This is a genomic window from Haliscomenobacter sp., assembly GCF_965225875.1.
Lineage (GTDB): Bacteria > Bacteroidota > Bacteroidia > Chitinophagales > Saprospiraceae > Haliscomenobacter.
In genome coordinates this window covers 712,174-729,647 of record NZ_CBDDBS010000003.1, presented here as the reverse complement: position 1 = coordinate 729,647, position 17,474 = coordinate 712,174, and the positions used below count along the sequence as shown (strand labels likewise).

Genomic DNA, 17,474 nt, shown 5'->3' with positions numbered 1-17,474 from the left:
CATGGCCATTAAAGTAGCGATCCGCCACAGCACCCATTACGAGTACGACCGATTGGTTAAACTTTGGCCCCAAACCATCCGCCTGCGCCCTGCCGTTCATTCCCGCACCGAAATTGCAGCGTATTCGATGAAAATCAGCCCTGAGCCACATTTTGTCAATTGGCAACAGGACCCCTTTGGCAATTTTATGGCACGGGTAGTTTTTCCTGATCGGGTTAAGGAGTTCAAAATAGATGTGGAAGTTATCGCTGAATTGCGCGCCATCAATCCCTTCGATTTCTTTCTGGAGGAATATGCAGAGAAATTTCCCTTTCAATACGATACCCAACTGCTCAAAGAACTGGCACCCTATCTGGAAGTAACGGAAAGAGGGCCACTCCTGATGCAGTTCATCGAAGAATGTAAACAATACCTCAATGACATCACCGTCAATTTCCTGGTGAATGTCAATCAGCACTTGAATAAACTGGTCAATTACACCATCCGGCTTGAAACCGGAGTGCAAACCTGCGAAGAAACCCTGGGCAAGGCTTTAGGTTCTTGCCGGGATTCTGGCTGGGTACTGGTGCAGGCATTGCGGCATTTTGGTTTAGCCACGCGTTTTGTATCCGGCTACCTGGTGCAACTCAAGGCTGATCAAAAAGCCCTGGATGGCCCCTCTGGTCCTGAAGCAGATTTTACAGACTTGCACGCATGGGCCGAAGTGTTCATTCCGGGAGCAGGCTGGATCGGCCTGGATGCTACCTCGGGCTTGCTTGCCGAAGCAGGTCATATTCCTTTGGCTTGTACGCCTGACCCAGTTAGCGCAGCGCCTATTACGGGCGGACTGGAACCTTGCCAGACCATTTTTCACTACAGCAACACCGTTGAGCGCATCCACGAAGATCCCCGAGTCACCAAACCCTACAGTGATGCTGAATGGGCTCAGGTGATTGCTCTCGGGCATGCCGTAGATCAGGAATTGCTGGCTGGAGATGTACGCCTGAGTATGGGTGGAGAGCCTACCTTTGTTTCGGTCGACGACATGGAATCCGAACAATGGAATGGCGCTGCCGATGGCCCACTCAAACGCAAACTAGGCAACGATTTGGCCCACAAACTAAAGGATATTTTTGGCAAAGGAGGTTTTATCCATTATGGTATGGGAAAATGGTACCCGGGGGAACCTATTCCGCGTTGGGCCTACACCTTGTTTTGGCGCAAAGATGGCCAAACCATGTGGCGCAATCCTGAGTGGCTCGCCGACATCAACGGTGAGTACAAATTCAACCATACCCATGCCGAAGCTTTCATTGCCGAAATGGCCAAGTACCTGGGGGTAAATCCGCTCAATCGCTGCCCAGCTTACGAAGACCTGGTTTATTTCCTCTGGGAAGAAGGCAACCTGCCCGAAAACGTCGACCCTTTAAAGATCAACATGCGGGACACCATCGAGCGGCGCACCTTAATGGAGCTACTCGATCGCGGGCCAAACAACCCCAGTGGTTTCGCCCTGCCTCTGGCCTGGAACCGCGACACCGATCATTGGTGGAGTTGCGCCTGGAAATTCAGTCGCAAACACCTGTTTTTGTTACCGGGTAATTCCCCCATGGGTTTGCGGATTCCCCTTGATCGTTTGCCGGAACTCACCCCTGAACAGCAGGAAGAGCCTATCGAACGCAGTCCATTTGAAGAAGTGGGGCCCCTTTTGCAATACCATGACAAAGTGGCTGCCCGCTACGACCTCCCCGCAGATGAGCGGATACCCGAGCGCATGAGCAATCCCAAGGCCTACAAAGCAGAGGAAATAGACGAAGAAGTGGCCAAGCTCAAAGACCCGCTTTACCACATCAAAAAGAAAAAAGAACTGGCGGAAAAGGACGACTACCGTCCTGAAAAGTTGATGATCACCATCAAAACCGCCTTATGTGTGGAAGCGCGTGAAGGGAAGATTTTTGTCTTTATGCCCCCTTGCGAACTCATCGAACACTACCTCGAGCTTTTGGCAGCAGTGGAAGCCACCGCAGTGCGTTTGCAAATTCCGATCATCATTGAGGGCTACGAGCCTCCCCGGGACAATCGCATCGAAAAACTAGCCGTAACTCCCGACCCTGGCGTGGTAGAAATCAACATCCAACCAGCCAAATCCTGGAGCGAAGTCCTGTTCAATTATGACAATCTTTTTGAAGCAGCCCGGCAAAGTCGCCTGGGCGCTGAAAAATTTATGCTCGACGGCAAACATACGGGCACTGGCGGAGGCAACCACATCACCATTGGAGGCCTTTCTCCTGCTGATAGCCCCATTTTGCGCCGCCCTGATTTGCTGCGCAGTTTGATTTGTTTTTGGCAAAACCATCCGGGCTTGAGCTACTTGTTTTCAACCGCATTTATCGGAGCTACCAGTCAGGCGCCCCGGGTAGATGAAGGTCGGGCCGAAATGTTGTATGAACTGGAAATTGCCTTCAGCCAAATCCCGGAGCCGGGTGAAGACAATTTACCCTTTTGGTTGACCGACCGTATTTTCCGCAATTTGCTGGTCGACATCACGGGCAATACGCACCGGGCTGAATTTTGCATTGACAAACTTTATCGTCCTGATTCTTCCTCCGGGCGCTTGGGATTGTTGGAGCTTCGTGCTTTTGATATGCCACCCAGCAAGGAGATGTGTTTGGTACAGCTCCTGCTGATCCGCACGCTGATAGCCTGGTTTTGGAAACAGCCTTACAACCAAAGACTGGTACGTTGGGGCACCGAGCTCCACAACAAATACCTTTTGCACCATTACGTACGTGAAGACCTGCGTGATGTGTGCAACCAAATGCAGGCCGCGGGTTTCCCTTTCAAAATGGAATGGCTGGAGCCTTTCTTCGAATTCCGCTTCCCTTTCCTGGGCCGCGTACAGGTAGGCGACGTCCAAATGGTATTACGCAGCGGCATCGAGCCCTGGAATGTATTGGGTGAAGAAATGAGCAATTCTGGAACTGCCCGCTTTGTGGATTCTTCCGTCGAACGCATGGAAGTAAAGGTTACCGGCATCAATGCTGAACGGTATTGGTTGTTGTGCAATGGGGTGCGCTTACCTTTGCGAAGCACGGGCATCAATGGAGAGTTCGTCTCAGGTGTTCGTTACAAAGCCTGGGCACCGCCAAGCGCTTTGCACCCTACCGTACCCGTGGATGTGCCGCTGGTGATCGATGTGTATGACACCTGGAACAAACGCTCTATCGGCGGCTGTACCTATCACGTGGCGCACCCGGGTGGCCGCGCATATGAGACCTACCCAGTGAACAGTTTTGAAGCAGAAGGCCGCCGAATCAGTCGCTTCTGGGATTATGGGCATACGCAGACGACTTTGACTGTGGCACCGCCAAACGAAGAAACCGATGTGGTTCGGGAGACCAGGGTATTCGGCGAGCGAGAGGTAGCCATGCCATTAGAAGTGCCAATGGCAGCAGAAGGTGGATGGTGTTTGGATTTGCGAAGAAAACGGTAATCGTAGTGGCAGCCCTTGGTGGCTGCCCAAATGTTATAATTGGTGCTGCAAAGCTCCATAGGTTTTAGATTTTTATTGAGTGCAACCCTGTTCCTTTGCCCTATCCACCCGAAGGTTTCGAAACCTTCGGGTGGAGGTCTTAAGTTTTCGATCTACTCTTTCAATTCATGCCTTGACTCGTAGGTTTCAAACGCCGCACAAGGTTGAGTACTCAATAAACTCAAGATATCCTTTACTGGAAACTGCAAGGCGCTCGCTACTTTATCCCCACAAAATGGGCAAATATGCGCATCGCCATCGGTATCAATGTAGACAAAACGGTTTCCTGAGCCCGAACAGCCCTCACTCCGTTGCAGGTGCCCGATGTAATTGATGATGGGATAGTTCCGATAACCCGGATCCGCATTGTAGGTCAAATAAAAATCTTCCAGTATGGCCAGGTGCTCGGGTTCCAAATCTACCGCTTGCCCTTTGTAACGTCCAGCTGCCCTAGGTTCAACAATCTGGATAAAGGTTGCCCCCAGTTTATGCGCCAACTCCAAGTAAGCACTCAAGTTTTCCCTGGTAGTAAAGGATTTAGTCGGACACAAAGAAATGGTGGTCACAAGGCCTGCCTTGTTGGCATTCACAATTCCTTGTATGGCCATATCAAAAGCCCCTTCATAACCTCTAAACCGATCATGTTGGACTGGATCAAAATGGTCTAGGCTCACCATAACTCCGGTCAGGCCAGCTGCTTTCAGGCGACGAGCACGTTCTTTTGTCAAACCCAAACCAGAAGTCAATACCCAAAAGTCGCTACAGTCCGGCTGGGCTGCTTTTAAAACCCGGTAAACGTCGTTCACCCTCAACATTGTCTCACCCCCACTCAGCAAAATCTGGCTAGTGCCATAATCCTGATAATCCTTTACAATCTGGATGATCTGCTCCGTGCTCAATTCCTCTTTTTGGTTGAGGTTGTCCCATTCAAAACAGTGTTCACAATGTAGTGGGCATTGTTTAGTAATGGCAAACAAAAGGCTCCGCAAACCAGTTGGAACTCCATTGGGCAAAAAACGTTTAAGTTCGTTTTTATAGGCATTGCTTGCAGCAGAGGAAGGGAAGCCTGGAGCACCCAAGCGCCAGAAATACCGCGTTCCCACCTTTGCCACCTTGGTCAGAAAATCCTGACCCAAAGCTTCCTGGTATTTTTGGTTAACTTCTAAAAGCAGTTTCAGCGCACGCCAAGGACTTTGGGTAAGTTCAAGGCTAATCTGATAAAACTGCCACAAAACCCTGGCTTTGAGCAAGTTTTTCTCCCAAAAACCATTCACAATCGTAGATTTTTGAGCAAGAATTAGGCGCTTTTGCAGGAATGATATGTTGCTGGTCGTCGTCATGGCCTTTTTCTATTTGGTGATTAAAATGCTGGAGCTTGAGTAGTTGTAGCCTGGAACGTAAAAAACTCTGCTCTCGAAAATTCCGAGAAGGCGCCTGGGGTTCGGAGTTTTTTTAACTCTTTCACTTTAGGTTCCCCTTCATAGCTTCGAATCAGTTCATAATAGCCACGACTGTGCAGGAAAACTGTTTGTTTCATGCCTGGCTTAGCAGGGGGCGCTGGATAAATGATCTCCGTAAATTCTCCAGTGTTTTTTTGTGGCAGAAAGTTTTGATCTGCTGATTGTAGGGTGGTCGCCCAATTGTGCTGGTTTTGGTCCATAGCCAATTTTGGCTGTATAAAAGTAGTAGATACCGCACTGGCTGGCGTAAAATCCATAGCAACATAATCCAAATCCCAAAACATAAACCCCGTTTCGATTTTCAATTCGATTTTATGGCCGCTCAGCCCCGTCAAGTCGATGGGAACCACCAGGTCTCGAGCAGCAAGAGGACCGACCGAAAACAAATGGTCAAGTAATTGCCACTCACCCTGTTTTTTCAGGTAAATGGATAAAGGTAAGTCGCCCTTTCGAATACTCTGCAAACGATCCTCGGTAGGGCGTTTGCTTTGTTTTTCCATCCAGGTGTCAAACTTGTTGCCAAACTTGCTAAAGTAGGCATCCAATACCTGATCAACCCAGATGGAATTTTTGGCATTAAGCAACAAATTTGCTTTTTGGGCTCCTTCCGGTTTGTCGAATTTCAGCTCAACACCGTTGCGCGCAAAATCTTCATCGTTAAAGGAGTAAGCAAGTTGGTCTTTGTTTTCCAGTAAGGGTTGAAGGTTGTTGCCATTGTAGCTTTCAGCGCTTATGGGAGATAATTGCTGTTTAAAAAGTTGGGCCCTACCGCTTTGATCCACCAATACCTGGGTACCTTCTGGGTGTTCGACCACCATCAATTCAGCCAAATCGGTGTATTGTCTTTCCTGCAGTTCATTGTTTAGGCTTAGTTGATATTGGCCACCGGTGGTTTTAAGCATGGGCAAAGGCATATAATCATCCCGGCAAAGATTTGCCCCAACAGCTCCCCCAAATGCTTCTCCCTGGAACGCATATTTTTCGCCATCTTTAACGTAGACAAAGGGGCAGGAAGTTGTAGATGGAGGAGAAGGCTTAGGAGGATTAAAGCTTAATGTAAGTATAGCAATAAGCGTTGAAAGTCCCATAATTACAAAAACAGCGGCCACTCCTGATGTTCCATCTTTGATAATTCTAATTTCTGCAATTTGGTCCACAGGAATCTTTGTTTCCCCTAAAGGCCACATCGAATGTTTTGAATTCAAAAAAATATGTACCTCATTGAGGATGCCTTTCTCTTCTTTAGTGTAATTACTTGATCGTGAAATGCTGTAATAAACGGGCTCCTGAGCGATTTCCAAAGTACCCGTGAGTTGTTCAAGGCTAAGCTTAAGGTCCTTCAATTCGTATAGGTTACTGCCTGCGTGGACAATAAATCGTTTGGAAGCGTCTGATTTATTGTCGGCCATTTTTTCAGGTGCAACCTTTTGTATAATAAAAATTTGGCAACTGACCGCATAAAACATCATCAACAAGGCCAAAAACAAAGCTGTATGGCTATTTCGGGCAAAGCTCAATATTGTGTTGGTTTTCATTGCAGTAGATTTATACAGTGATGAATACTATTGCCAATCCGTTTTGATAAATTGACCATTCTTCACGGTAATTCAAATGACATATCTCATTCCTTCGAGTGTCTTCGAACAGTTTCAAGCATAAATAAAACCGCCAAAAGTCATTGCATTTCATAGTTGATCGGGGCAACTTCAAGGCCATAAATCAACGTCAATGACTACCGCATTTAACAAGTTGGCTGCTGAGCTGAAAAAAATCGACGACTTTATGCTTCAATCTGAAAAGGATTTTAGTCAGCTGCTAGATCAAGTGCATCCAAGCCAGCTTGCCAATGCCGTCAATTTGTTGCATTACTTAGCCCTTCGCAGTTTGGATATTCGCGAATTGCAAGATGCATTACATGAAGCTGGGCTATCCTCAATTACCAGTTCTGAAAGCCATGTCAGGGGTCAATTGCTTGCCATCATGCAACGCTTGGGAATAAAAGTTAACCCTGACCACGAGCTATTCACCTACCGCAGCAGTAAAAAGTCCCTGGCTCAAAAATCAGCCGCCCTTTTTGGGCCCAAACAAATTGACTCAGTGCCCTACATCATGCTCACTTTCGACAGCAAGATGGCCGACGATTATGAAAAAGTAAAAAATATGCTGCAATCTGGCATGAACGTGGCCCGCATCAATTGTGCCCACGACGATGAGGCGACCTGGTTTCGGATGATTGAGCATGTAAAAAGGGCAGAAAAAATCACTGGCTTGAATTGTAAAATATACATGGATTTGGCCGGGCCCAAAATCCGCACGGTACTACGCAAGAAAAAGAAACTCAAAATAGCACTTGGCCAAAGCATCCTCCTCATAGACGAATACTTGCTGGGGCAAGAAAAAGGTGCCATTGGATGTAGTTTACCCGGAGTTTGTGAACAATTGAATCCGGGCGAAATTGTACTTTTTGATGATGGCCTGATTGAGGCCAGAGTGGAAAAAACCGAAGCTGGCAAGGCCAAACTACAAATCCTGCGCATCTCCAGCAAAAAGCCTTTTATCAAAGCAGAAAAAGGGATCAATTTCCCCGATTCGATCTTGTCTACCCCTGCATTAACAGAGTATGACCTGGCTTGTTTGCCCTTTATCCTGCAACATGCTGATATTGTTGGCTATTCCTTTGTACGCAATACCCAAGATATGTCCCAATTGCAACAGGCTTTGGGCTCCGACCATAAATTGGGATTGGTCATCAAAATTGAAACGCCCGAAGCCGTCAAGAATTTGCCTGATTTATTGTTCAGTGGATTGAAGGAAAAAAATATCGGCGTAATGATCGCCCGTGGTGACCTAGCTGTAGAAATTGGGTTTGAACGCATGAGCGAAATCCAGGAAGAAATCCTCTGGATTTGTGAAGCCGCACATGTGCCGGTCATTTGGGCAACCCAAGTACTGGATACCCTTAATAAATCTGGTGTAGCCACCCGTTCGGAGGTTACTGATGCCGCCCACGCCGCCCTGGCCGAATGTGTGATGATCAACAAAGGCAACCACATCATCCGCACCATGGAAGCATTGCGCAATATTTTAATCCGCAGCGGTGGCCATCACGTCAAAAAACGCTATACTTTTCGACCACTCTCCATTGCTACCCGCTTCATGACTCGTTAGGATTTTGCGAAAAAATACCCCTCCCCTCCTACCTCGTTCAGCTCAAATGTCTATTTAATGACGAAATTTTAGTTAAAAAATGATTATTCAGTTGTAACAACGAAAAATTAGTTATACATTTGAATCATGAAGAAGTTAAATGAAAAAGAAGAACAGGTCATGCAGATCATTTGGCGGATGGGGAAAGCCTTTGTCCGCGAAATTATGGAGGAACTGGATGACCCCCAGGTTCCGGTGACCACCATTTCTTCATTGGTGCGTAAACTGGAGACCGAAGGATGGCTTGATCATGAAGCTTTTGGTAAAACCCATCGCTATTTCCCCCTGATCAGCATGGAAGAGTACCGTAAGGCCAGTGTATCCCAGATCAAGGAACACTACTTTGCTGGCTCAACGGCCCAACTCCTCTCCTACTTCCTGCGGGAAGAAAAGACGGATGTTGCTGAGATTGAACGTTTGTTGGAAGAAATAAAAAAATCAGAGTCAAAATGATTGTGGTATGACCATCATCGCACCCACTTTTTTCACTTTGTTGTGTGCTGCGCTTTGCCTGCTTGCCTTTGGGCTGTTGTATGAGCGTTGGATGCACCGGGAATCATTTTATCAAGCCAATCGTGCGTATTTACTCATCACGCCCTTGATTGCCTTGTTGATTCCCCATTTGCAGATTGAAGTCAGTCTGGCGGCAAATCCCCATCCGGCCGTGCTGATGCTGGAACAAACCCAGCAAATACCCGCTGAATGGTTGCGTTTGTTGGTACCGCCACCCAAGGAATGGGTGTTGTCCTGGGGCGCTACCCTTTTGCTTGTGTATACTTCCGGGGTATTGATCAGTCTGGGACGTAGCCTGGTCAGTTACCTCAAAATATGGCACTGGATCCGCAGTGGCAAGGTACATGCCATGGGTGATTGGAGCCTGGTAGAGCAAGAAAATGTGCCGGAAGCTGCTTCATTTTTCAACTACATCTTCTGGCAAAAAAAAGACCCCATGCCTTCCATGGTTTTGCAACACGAGCTGATCCATGTCCAGCAAGGGCACAGTTGGGATGTATTGCTGATGGAATGTTGGATTGCGCTGTATTGGTTCAATCCGCTGATTTACCGCCTGCGCCAACGTTTACAGGAAACCCACGAATTTATAGCCGATGCGGGCGTCATTGAGGCCCAAGGCTCAAAATATGCATATGCGTGCCTTTTAGCTTCACAAAAACAAAAATTGGAACAAATGCCTTACAACACTTTTGCAGCACAATTGAATACGCGGCTACGGCGCATGACCCAAGCGGGATCGCCACAATGGAAAGCCGTTAAATACGCACTTTGTTTACCGCTGGTACTGAGCCTCGTACTGTTTTTTTCGGTGAATTATTTGCAGGCCTTGCCTACCGGTGAGGTCACCTTGAGAGAAAGCATCGAAGAGATGGAACAAACGCCGGTCATTCAATTAGCAGTTCCAGCAGCGGCGCAAAAAACTACTTCTGGAAAACTTGAACCCAGCAACATTCTTTCCCTTAAACTGGACACAGTGCCTGTGGTGAATTCGGTCAAAATTAACGGATCTGCCAACGGCGTAAAGATCGTTACCAACGGCGAGTCCTTCACCGTGGGTCAAAATGGTTTGGTTTCAGGAAATATTGGCAAACCACTCTTGATTGTCGACGGAAAAAACATGGGTAAAATGGAAGACGGCCCTGGCGGCAACCCAATGTCCAAATTGAACCCCAATGATATCCGGTCAATGACGGTACTCAAAGGTGAATCGGCTACCGCTACTTACGGAGAAGAGGGAAAAGATGGAGTGATTATTGTGAATACCAAAGATTACAAGGGTGGCGATATTCAGGAAATCGAACTGAACAAAATCAATCTCGACAACAGCATTAATGTGACCAATCAGGTTGAGACCGAAAACGTCAACAACAACCAAAACGTTGAAATCCGGGTCAATAATGTCAATACAGTTTCTGGGAAGGTCGAAACAATCAACATCGATGCAAGTCAAAGCCCTAAAGGAAATGTCCGCTTTAAATCCAATGTGGATGGTCGTCCTTTAATCGTTAAAGATGGAAAAGTGTTGGGCCGTCTACACAAAAATGAATCTGACGCGCCCTTGAAAGGAATTGAACCATCTACCATCAAATCCATTAACGTCATCAAAGGGAAAGCTGCCACCGACAAATATGGCAAAGATGCCGAAGATGGGGTAATTGAGGTGGAAACCAAGCAACAATAAGCAATCCATATCCTCGATGAATTTGTGTGCCAAAATAAAAAAGCGCTTAATTTTGGCACACAATTCCACTTTATGCGTCAACTTATTTTGATTGGATTTTTGATCGTCAGTAGTTTTTGTAAAGCTCAAACCCCTGCTGATGCTGCAAAGTGTTTTTATGAGTGGTATCTCAAGGCCATCAAAGGTAGGAATGTAAAGGAGCATACGGCCATTGTCAAAAAAGGGCCAAAGGGTGAGACTTTATTGGATTACGAGCGTTACCTCCACAATCTCGACTCCGTGGGTTGTGTTGCCGATACTTTTAAACAATCAGAAATAGCCCGTTTTCAAAGCTGTCAGGATTATTTTAAGGACATACCCTATGCCATATATTACGATCAAGTAGATAATGATCCATTCACCTACAACGTTCCATGTCCTTTTTTCACCCAATACCACTGGGTTTCCGACATGCAGCCATGGGAATCCATCAAAGTTCTGGAAAGCAAGATCAAGGAAGGTAATGCTGAAATTCAGTTGGAATTGGCATCAGGGGCCAATCGTCAAAAACGCTTGATCTTGGTTAAATTGATTGAAGGAAAATGGAAAATTACCGGGATTAGTCAAAGTTTATAAAAAGCAGCGGGTACATAACCTGTTTTAAAGTGTATAGGTAAACGATTCTCACCTGTTTTCCAGAAACTGAGTTACAAACTCCCTCTTGCGCTGCGAAACAGGAATGGTGTAACCACCTTCAAGGATTAAGGTTCCACAATCCGTCTTGCGGTCAAATACTTTTATTTTGTCAGGGTTCACAAGGCAGGAATGATGGGTTCGTATAAAGCCTGAAGATGCCAGTAATTCCTCATAACTACGCAAGTTCCGGCTCACAAAAATGGGGGCAGATCCCTCAACATAGAATTTGGTATAAGAGCCTTCAGCCTCACAGTAAATGATGGAGTTGATGTTTACAAAGTAGGTTTTGTCGATATCTTTTAATACAATCTGCTTATGTGCGCCTTGTTTATTGGCAAGTTGTTGCATGAGTATGGCAAGTTGTTGCTGTAAGTTGTTGCTGTTGATGTTGTCCGCAGCCTTTTGTAGAGCTATTGCCAATTCCATGGGATCAACGGGTTTGAGCAGGTAATCAATGGCACTGAACTTGAATGCCTGTATAGCATACTGGTTGAATGCGGTGGCGAAAATCAATTGAAAGGAAGGCGCGGAAATTTGCTTCAATAAATCAAAACCGGTGCCATCATCCATTTCCACATCCAGCACTACCACATCCGGATGAAAGGAAAGAATGGCTTGAACACCTGTGGACACTCCATCTGCCTCCGCAATGGTATGTTTGCCCTTGCTCCAATTCTCCAGCATGCTTTTTAAGGTGGATCTTACCTCGGCTTCATTGTCGATGAGCAAAATGTTCATGTCAGGATTGGCTTTGATTTTTGTACAGTAAAGGTAAATTGATTTTTACAATCACTCCTTTTCCCGAAGCCTCATTGTCAATGTGAAAACCCGCCTTTGTTTTGAGTTTTAAGTTGAGCAGATAAATCCTGTCTTTCAGGATTTGGCTGGCGCGGCTGATGTGTTGATGGTTTTCCGGAGATTCCCCTCGAATGCCCAGGCCATTATCTGAAATGAGGACCAACAAACTTTTGTCGTCTTTTTTAAATTCTACCTGAATGTTTGCCTGATACTCAATACCCGAGAAGCCATGTTCAATGCTATTTTCAACGAAGGGCTGAATAATCATGGAAGGAATAAGTAGTTCATCCACTTCCAGGTCATGATCAGCTTTTATCTCGTAAGAAAAAGCCTGCGGAAAGCGGATGCTTTGCACATCAAGGTATTCTTCCAAAAAGTCCATCTCTTGTTCTATGCTTACATATTCCTTATAAGTACTTTCCAAAGTTTCCCTCATGATATTGCTAAACCTCGAAAGGTTAGTAGCCATTGCCTGGGGATTGTTTTCTGTCACTGCAAACTTTTGCAGCGCTGTTAATGCGTTAAAAAAGAAATGTGGATTCATCCGTGCTCGGTTGAGCCGCTGTTCCGCTTCAAGAATGTTTTTCTTATAAGTTAAAGCTTGTTGGCGAAGGAAGAATGAAACCGCCGCAATCCCCAACAAACCTGCTATTGCCAAAAAAAGATAAAACTGCTTTTTCCTAGCCAGGTCTTTTATCGTATTTTCATTTTTCTCCTTGTAATACTTTTGTTCCAATTCATTTATTTTCACCAGTCGCTCTTGTGTGAACACACTGTCTTTCATGTGATTATAAATTTTCATTGCAGCAATTGCCCTGGGCAGGTTGCCTGCTTTTTCAAAAATCTGGGCAGCCTGGCCGTAAACAGCTGCGGTAGCGGGAGTTTTTCCTTCCATTTTTTCTGCATAATAAATACTTGTGTCGATCCATCTTTGGGCTTCTGAATGGTTTTTCAAATCAGCATAATCCAAGGCTTTTGTTACGTATAAAGCCGCCGGATTCATTGGGATTTTTATCTTTTTTAGGTGAAAAATCGCAGAATCGGCATATCGTACAGCTGCTTGATAGTCTTCCTTACTTACCGCATTTGATTCAAGCACCCGGAAGCATCTCGTGATTTCAAAATGATCTCTTCTTTTTAAAGCTGCTTTTAATGCAATTGCTGAATACATTACCGAAGAATCCATTAGACCTCGCCTTCCTTTGGTAGAATACTCTTGTTCGTATTCAAATGCCAACCAGTTGTAGTGAGTAGCCAGTGTATAATCCGCATTCAGGGTCAGGATGATTTTCTCGGCCCGTTTGACATATTCCCAGTTTTTTTCATTTTGATTTTGCCTGGTGTTTAGAAAAACGATCAGGGCAATGGCTTTAAGTTCTTTTTGTTGATCATTGAGGGCTTCTGCTGCTTTTAATGCTTTAAATGCATAGTTGGAAAGAGCCTCATAGTTTTGAGTAGATTTACTGTAAGTGGCGTAATTCAAATAGGTATGGATGAGTAGCTCTTTTTTACAAGAAAGGCTAAAAACCAGTTTTTCTTGTTTCTGAATTGCGGCAAGAGTGGCACTTAAATTTTTCTTTGCCATCAGATAGTCCACTTCAATGTTATAACTCATAACCTGACAGGTTTTATCACTACCTGATCTTAATTTACGTATGGTTTGATGAATGGCTGTAGAATCAAAATTGCTTATTAATCCATCAATTTGTTGTTGGGTTATCCGGGTACACCAGCAATCGGGCTGGGAAACAGAATAATTGAGGAAAAAGCTAAAACATAAAAAGGAAATAAAAATGCGCTTCATCGAATTGATGTTTTTCTAAGAGCCTGTAAGATAAGCAAATGGCCATGTTGTTTTTCAAAATCCCCCTTGGACTTTAAGCAGATGATCGCTCAGTATACATGGTAACTTCTTGAGCTTCCATTTCGGCCAATCAAGCGGAGTTCTATCAGATATAAAACACTTCCCATCGCTTGTGAATCGGGCTCATTTACTTTTTTGCCAGGTCATATTTTGGGCCTTAAACAAATTCTGAAAACGATTATGAAAACGATTCAACTAGTCTTTATCGCCATGCTGATTTCTTTTGGCGCAATGGCACAGGATTTCGCCTACGAAGGTCCAGCCAGGGCCGAAGTTCGTTCTTTTTGGACAAACGCTATGGGCATTCAAAAAACACAAAAGTTTGCGGAAGGAGTAGCCGTTTTAGAAGCCAAACTTAAAGAAGTAAAGCAAAAAGACCCTGCTTACAAAACCGACAAAATGGAAGCAGAGATTGTCAAATGGAAGGCCAAAGCGGGCAGCACAAGTAGTGCTACACCTGCAGCGGAGGATTTCAGTCAACTCAACCCAACCCAAAAAGCGATTAAAGCGGACCAACTGCTGCGCAAGCTCTTTGAAGAAACAAACATTGGCGTTCGTCCTGGCGATGTACCCGTGATGCAATTCCGCTTTAAAGAATATTCGGATATGGTTCAGCAGTATATTTCTTTGAATACCAAGCCCCAGGAAATGTACATCAAGCGAACCAAAATAATCATTGAAAAACACGTATACCAAACCAATGGGGACTTAACGAATATAGAAAACGCCAAAGCCAGTGGCACAATCCCCGAAGTGGCTGAAAGAAATTATTACCTGGCCAAGTACAATCAGCTCTACTGGGAAGCGGCCGCCAAAATTTTCCCAGAAGAAACAGCTTATGCAGACCAATACAAAGCCGTTTCTGATTTTGTGGCCAAAATGGGGAGTCTGGAAAGCATGAAAGCAGGCATGGAACAGAATAACGCCGAAAAAATTAAAAGCAGAAAATTACCTGCTCCCGTTGTGGTTGATTCCAAGCTGGAAAAGATCTTGATTGATGGTTTTAATGCGAAATTTGGAAATACTCAAAAAGCAACTGCACTCAAAGCAGTATTAACCCAAAACGGTTGGACTACTTTGCGCCATAATGTAAGTGGTGCGGTGATTGGTCGGGAACGCAGCGCCAAAATGGCCTACAAAGGCAGCGATGGAAAATGCTACCTGTTGCCAGATTATGTTTTTATCCGGGAAGAATACATCGGCACTTCGTTTACCAATACCAAAGCCATATTCAATGGATTGGATGGGAATGAAATGCTGTGCGAGAATGTAAAATGATTTTTCGCATCCTAATTAAATACGGCAAGGGGGAATCTTTGATGTGTTATCGGCTTTAGATGGACAGCGTCTAAGGTTTCAAGTGGATTAATTTTAAGTTTAAAAAGGCCTGGTGCCCTTAAAATGGCATCAGGCTATTTTTATTCCGCCACTATCGCCATCGTCAATCGGCTTACACACACCAATCGCCCCTGGTCATCGTGTATTTCAATGTTCCAGACATGGATTTTACGACCCAGGCGGGCAGGTTTGGCAGTTGCCACCACATAGCCACTACTCACTCCACGCAAATGGCTGGCGTTGAGCTCAATTCCTACAGCGTATTGTTTGCCAGGCTCTTCAAAAGTAAACAAGGAAGCCATACTCCCTACACTTTCCGCCAAGGCAGCGGATGCGCCACCGTGTAAAAGGCCAAAAGGTTGCACCGTACGGTGATCCACCGGCATTTTGGCTTGCAGATAATCGTCGCCATAACCACAGAGTTCAATGCCAAGGTGTTCAATCAAGGTGTTTTTCCGGCTGGCATTTAAAACGGCCAGGTCGATGGGTGTTTTCCAAATCATGGTGCTTAAATCTGTTTGCCTTTCATGGCTTCCAACAATGCAACATCCATAGCACGGTGCGCCAGCGGAGCGGTATAGGTATTGAGTGTTTCCATTGCCTGATTGATGGCGTCTTTATCGGTTCCGGCCACTGCGTCACGCAGCGCTTGCGTCAGGGAGCGGGTGGTCGCGATTTCTTCTTCGTTGAGGATTTCCTCGTTTTGCCCTAGGAAACGTTCGGCGCTGAGCACGATGTTGTTGGCCTCATTGCGTGCTTCGAGCAGTGCGCGGATGGCTAAATCGTCAGCTGCATTTTGTATAGAATCGATGAGCATCATCGCCATTTCTTCTTCACTGATGCCGTAGGTCGGCTTAACTTCAATCTCTTGCTCTACGTTTGAGCGCAGCTCTTCTGCTTTTACTTTCAGGATACCATCGGCATTGAGGATGAACTGAATCTCTACTTTGGGCAATCCAGCAGGCATCGGGGGAATCCCCTTCAGGATAAATTCACCCAGTTTGCGGTTGTGTTGAATCAAGTCGCGTTCACCCTGGTAAACAGCTATTTTAAGGTTGCGCTGGCCATCTACCGAAGTGGTGTAACGGCGCCCTACCCGGGTTGGAATTTTGGAGTTACGGGGCAAAATGACGTCCATCAAGCCCCCCACCGTTTCAATACCCAGGGACAAAGGTGTGACATCCAGCAAAAGGATGTCTTTTTGGTTGCCCGCCAATACATCCGCCTGAATGGCTGCCCCTAGAGCTACTACTTCATCCGGGTTGACTTTGTCGTATACTTCCTGACCAAAGAGGGCCCCCACCGATTCACGTACCAAAGGCACCCGGGTAGAGCCACCCACCATGATCACTCGATCGATCTCAGTCAATTGGACTTTGGCGTCGTTCAAGGCACTTTGGCAACAAGCAATCGTCCGATCTACGAGTGGTTGAATCAATTTCTCAAATTGCTCACGGGTAATCTCGCACTTAATGGTATTGATTTCAGCACGGTATTCAGCTTCACTGCTCAAGGCCTTTTTAGCCTTTTCCGCTTGCAAGCGCAAGGCTTGACTCAATTCTTTGTCCGCATTGATCTGCTGGGTATCCAATTTATTTTCGGCAATCCAATAATCAACAATGGCCCGGTCAAAGTCATCGCCGCCCAAAAAGGTGTCGCCATTGGTCGCCATCACTTCAAAAACCCCGTCTTGAATCCGCAAAATGGAAATGTCGAAAGTGCCGCCACCCAGGTCGTAAACCGCGATGGTATGGCTCTCGCTTTGATCCAGGCCAATGCCGTAGGCCAGACTTGCCGCGGTGGGTTCGTTCACGATGCGCAACACGTCCAGTCCCGCCAATTTGCCCGCATCACGGGTAGCCTGACGCTGGGAATCATTGAAGTAGGCAGGCACAGTAATAACCGCCTTACTCACCACCCGATCCAGCTCCTCTTCAATGCGATTTTTGAGCACTTTGAGGATTTCGGCAGACAATTCGATGGGCGTATAAAACTTGTCTTTTACCCGAATTTTGACCAAACTCTCGGTATCGTTGTCTATGATTTGGTAGCCAAAATACTGCTGTACGCCTTGCACATCACCGTAGGATTTCCCCATCAGGCGTTTTACGGAGTAAATGGTATTTTCCGGGTCGCTAATCAATTTTTCCTTGGCGGCATCCCCTACCACAATTTTGCCTTCGGGGCTGAAATGCACCACCGATGGCACCAGGGTGCTTTTCCCATTCTTGCCTTTTACGGCTACGGCCTCGCCATTTTTTATATACGCAACCAAACTATTGGTTGTTCCCAGGTCAATTCCGACGATCAGTTCGGCCTCGTTTTTGATGTCACCCGACTTGAGGTCGATTGCAAATTTTGCCATAAAATTTTAATGCAGTTTTAAAGAATCGCAAAAGTATGGAATTGAAACAGCATTGCGAAGGG

At 45.9% G+C, this 17,474-nt stretch carries 12 protein-coding genes; 6 read left to right on the top strand and 6 right to left on the bottom strand.

All coding sequences use genetic code 11. The features are described from left to right. The first annotated feature begins 1 nt into the window (after nucleotide 1). Nucleotides 2-3,472, top strand: a complete 3,471-nt coding sequence (locus tag ACO08K_RS23355) for a DUF2126 domain-containing protein (RefSeq protein ID WP_421798895.1) — start codon at nucleotides 2-4, stop codon at nucleotides 3,470-3,472. A 152-nt stretch (nucleotides 3,473-3,624) separates the two neighbouring features. On the opposite strand, the gene ACO08K_RS23350 is transcribed toward ACO08K_RS23355, so the two are convergent. Together ACO08K_RS23350 and ACO08K_RS23345 are read right to left on the bottom strand one after the other, a co-directional pair. Continuing rightward, a complete protein-coding gene (locus tag ACO08K_RS23350; RefSeq protein ID WP_421798894.1) occupies nucleotides 3,625-4,851 on the bottom strand; it encodes a radical SAM protein in 1,227 nt (408 codons plus the stop codon). A 20-nt stretch (nucleotides 4,852-4,871) separates the two neighbouring features. Further along, nucleotides 4,872-6,506, bottom strand: coding sequence for a hypothetical protein (locus ACO08K_RS23345; RefSeq protein ID WP_421798893.1), 1,635 nt, complete (start codon nucleotides 6,504-6,506; stop codon nucleotides 4,872-4,874). 193 nt (nucleotides 6,507-6,699) lie between these two features. Between ACO08K_RS23345 and ACO08K_RS23340 the strand changes: the two genes are divergently transcribed. From ACO08K_RS23340 to ACO08K_RS23325, 4 genes are all read left to right on the top strand, one after another. Then, nucleotides 6,700-8,139, top strand: a complete 1,440-nt coding sequence (locus ACO08K_RS23340; RefSeq protein ID WP_421798892.1) for a pyruvate kinase — start codon at nucleotides 6,700-6,702, stop codon at nucleotides 8,137-8,139. Nucleotides 8,140-8,265: 126 nt separating this feature from the next. Further along, nucleotides 8,266-8,631 (top strand): BlaI/MecI/CopY family transcriptional regulator, encoded by a 366-nt coding sequence (locus ACO08K_RS23335; protein ID WP_421798891.1) that lies wholly within the window; start codon nucleotides 8,266-8,268, stop codon nucleotides 8,629-8,631. A 7-nt stretch (nucleotides 8,632-8,638) separates the two neighbouring features. Continuing rightward, nucleotides 8,639-10,372, top strand: coding sequence for a M56 family metallopeptidase (locus ACO08K_RS23330; protein WP_421798890.1), 1,734 nt, complete (start codon nucleotides 8,639-8,641; stop codon nucleotides 10,370-10,372). Nucleotides 10,373-10,444: 72 nt separating this feature from the next. Then, nucleotides 10,445-10,987, top strand: coding sequence for a hypothetical protein (locus tag ACO08K_RS23325; RefSeq protein ID WP_421798889.1), 543 nt, complete (start codon nucleotides 10,445-10,447; stop codon nucleotides 10,985-10,987). Nucleotides 10,988-11,035: 48 nt separating this feature from the next. Here ACO08K_RS23325 and ACO08K_RS23320 read toward each other — a convergent pair whose 3' ends face one another. After that, on the bottom strand, nucleotides 11,036-11,785 hold the full coding sequence (locus tag ACO08K_RS23320) for a LytR/AlgR family response regulator transcription factor (protein WP_421798888.1): 750 nt from the start codon (nucleotides 11,783-11,785) through the stop codon (nucleotides 11,036-11,038). Nucleotide 11,786: 1 nt separating this feature from the next. Further along, entirely contained in the window at nucleotides 11,787-13,082 is a 1,296-nt protein-coding gene (locus tag ACO08K_RS23315) for a sensor histidine kinase (protein ID WP_421798887.1), read from the bottom strand. An 807-nt stretch (nucleotides 13,083-13,889) separates the two neighbouring features. Here ACO08K_RS23315 and ACO08K_RS23310 point away from each other — a divergent pair. Further along, nucleotides 13,890-14,987, top strand: coding sequence for a hypothetical protein (locus tag ACO08K_RS23310; RefSeq protein ID WP_421798886.1), 1,098 nt, complete (start codon nucleotides 13,890-13,892; stop codon nucleotides 14,985-14,987). A 140-nt stretch (nucleotides 14,988-15,127) separates the two neighbouring features. On the opposite strand, the gene ACO08K_RS23305 is transcribed toward ACO08K_RS23310, so the two are convergent. Continuing rightward, the gene (locus ACO08K_RS23305; protein WP_421798885.1) at nucleotides 15,128-15,550 is read right to left on the bottom strand and encodes a hotdog fold thioesterase; all 423 of its coding nucleotides are present in this window, start codon (nucleotides 15,548-15,550) and stop codon (nucleotides 15,128-15,130) included. A 5-nt stretch (nucleotides 15,551-15,555) separates the two neighbouring features. After that, nucleotides 15,556-17,412, bottom strand: a complete 1,857-nt coding sequence (gene hscA / locus ACO08K_RS23300) for a Fe-S protein assembly chaperone HscA (RefSeq protein WP_421798884.1) — start codon at nucleotides 17,410-17,412, stop codon at nucleotides 15,556-15,558. Nucleotides 17,413-17,474: the final 62 nt, after the last annotated feature.

What these genes read in the sequence shown, in the direction of transcription:
- ACO08K_RS23355 (WP_421798895.1), top strand. Translation starts at nt 2, where the DNA reads ATGGCCATTAAAGTAGCGATCCGCCACAGCACCCATTACGAGTACGAC.
- ACO08K_RS23350 (WP_421798894.1), bottom strand. Translation starts at nt 4,851, where the DNA reads ATGACGACGACCAGCAACATATCATTCCTGCAAAAGCGCCTAATTCTT.
- ACO08K_RS23345 (WP_421798893.1), bottom strand. Translation starts at nt 6,506, where the DNA reads ATGAAAACCAACACAATATTGAGCTTTGCCCGAAATAGCCATACAGCT.
- ACO08K_RS23340 (WP_421798892.1), top strand. Translation starts at nt 6,700, where the DNA reads ATGACTACCGCATTTAACAAGTTGGCTGCTGAGCTGAAAAAAATCGAC.
- ACO08K_RS23335 (WP_421798891.1), top strand. Translation starts at nt 8,266, where the DNA reads ATGAAGAAGTTAAATGAAAAAGAAGAACAGGTCATGCAGATCATTTGG.
- ACO08K_RS23330 (WP_421798890.1), top strand. Translation starts at nt 8,639, where the DNA reads ATGACCATCATCGCACCCACTTTTTTCACTTTGTTGTGTGCTGCGCTT.
- ACO08K_RS23325 (WP_421798889.1), top strand. Translation starts at nt 10,445, where the DNA reads ATGCGTCAACTTATTTTGATTGGATTTTTGATCGTCAGTAGTTTTTGT.
- ACO08K_RS23320 (WP_421798888.1), bottom strand. Translation starts at nt 11,785, where the DNA reads ATGAACATTTTGCTCATCGACAATGAAGCCGAGGTAAGATCCACCTTA.
- ACO08K_RS23310 (WP_421798886.1), top strand. Translation starts at nt 13,890, where the DNA reads ATGAAAACGATTCAACTAGTCTTTATCGCCATGCTGATTTCTTTTGGC.
- ACO08K_RS23305 (WP_421798885.1), bottom strand. Translation starts at nt 15,550, where the DNA reads ATGATTTGGAAAACACCCATCGACCTGGCCGTTTTAAATGCCAGCCGG.
- hscA (WP_421798884.1), bottom strand. Translation starts at nt 17,412, where the DNA reads ATGGCAAAATTTGCAATCGACCTCAAGTCGGGTGACATCAAAAACGAG.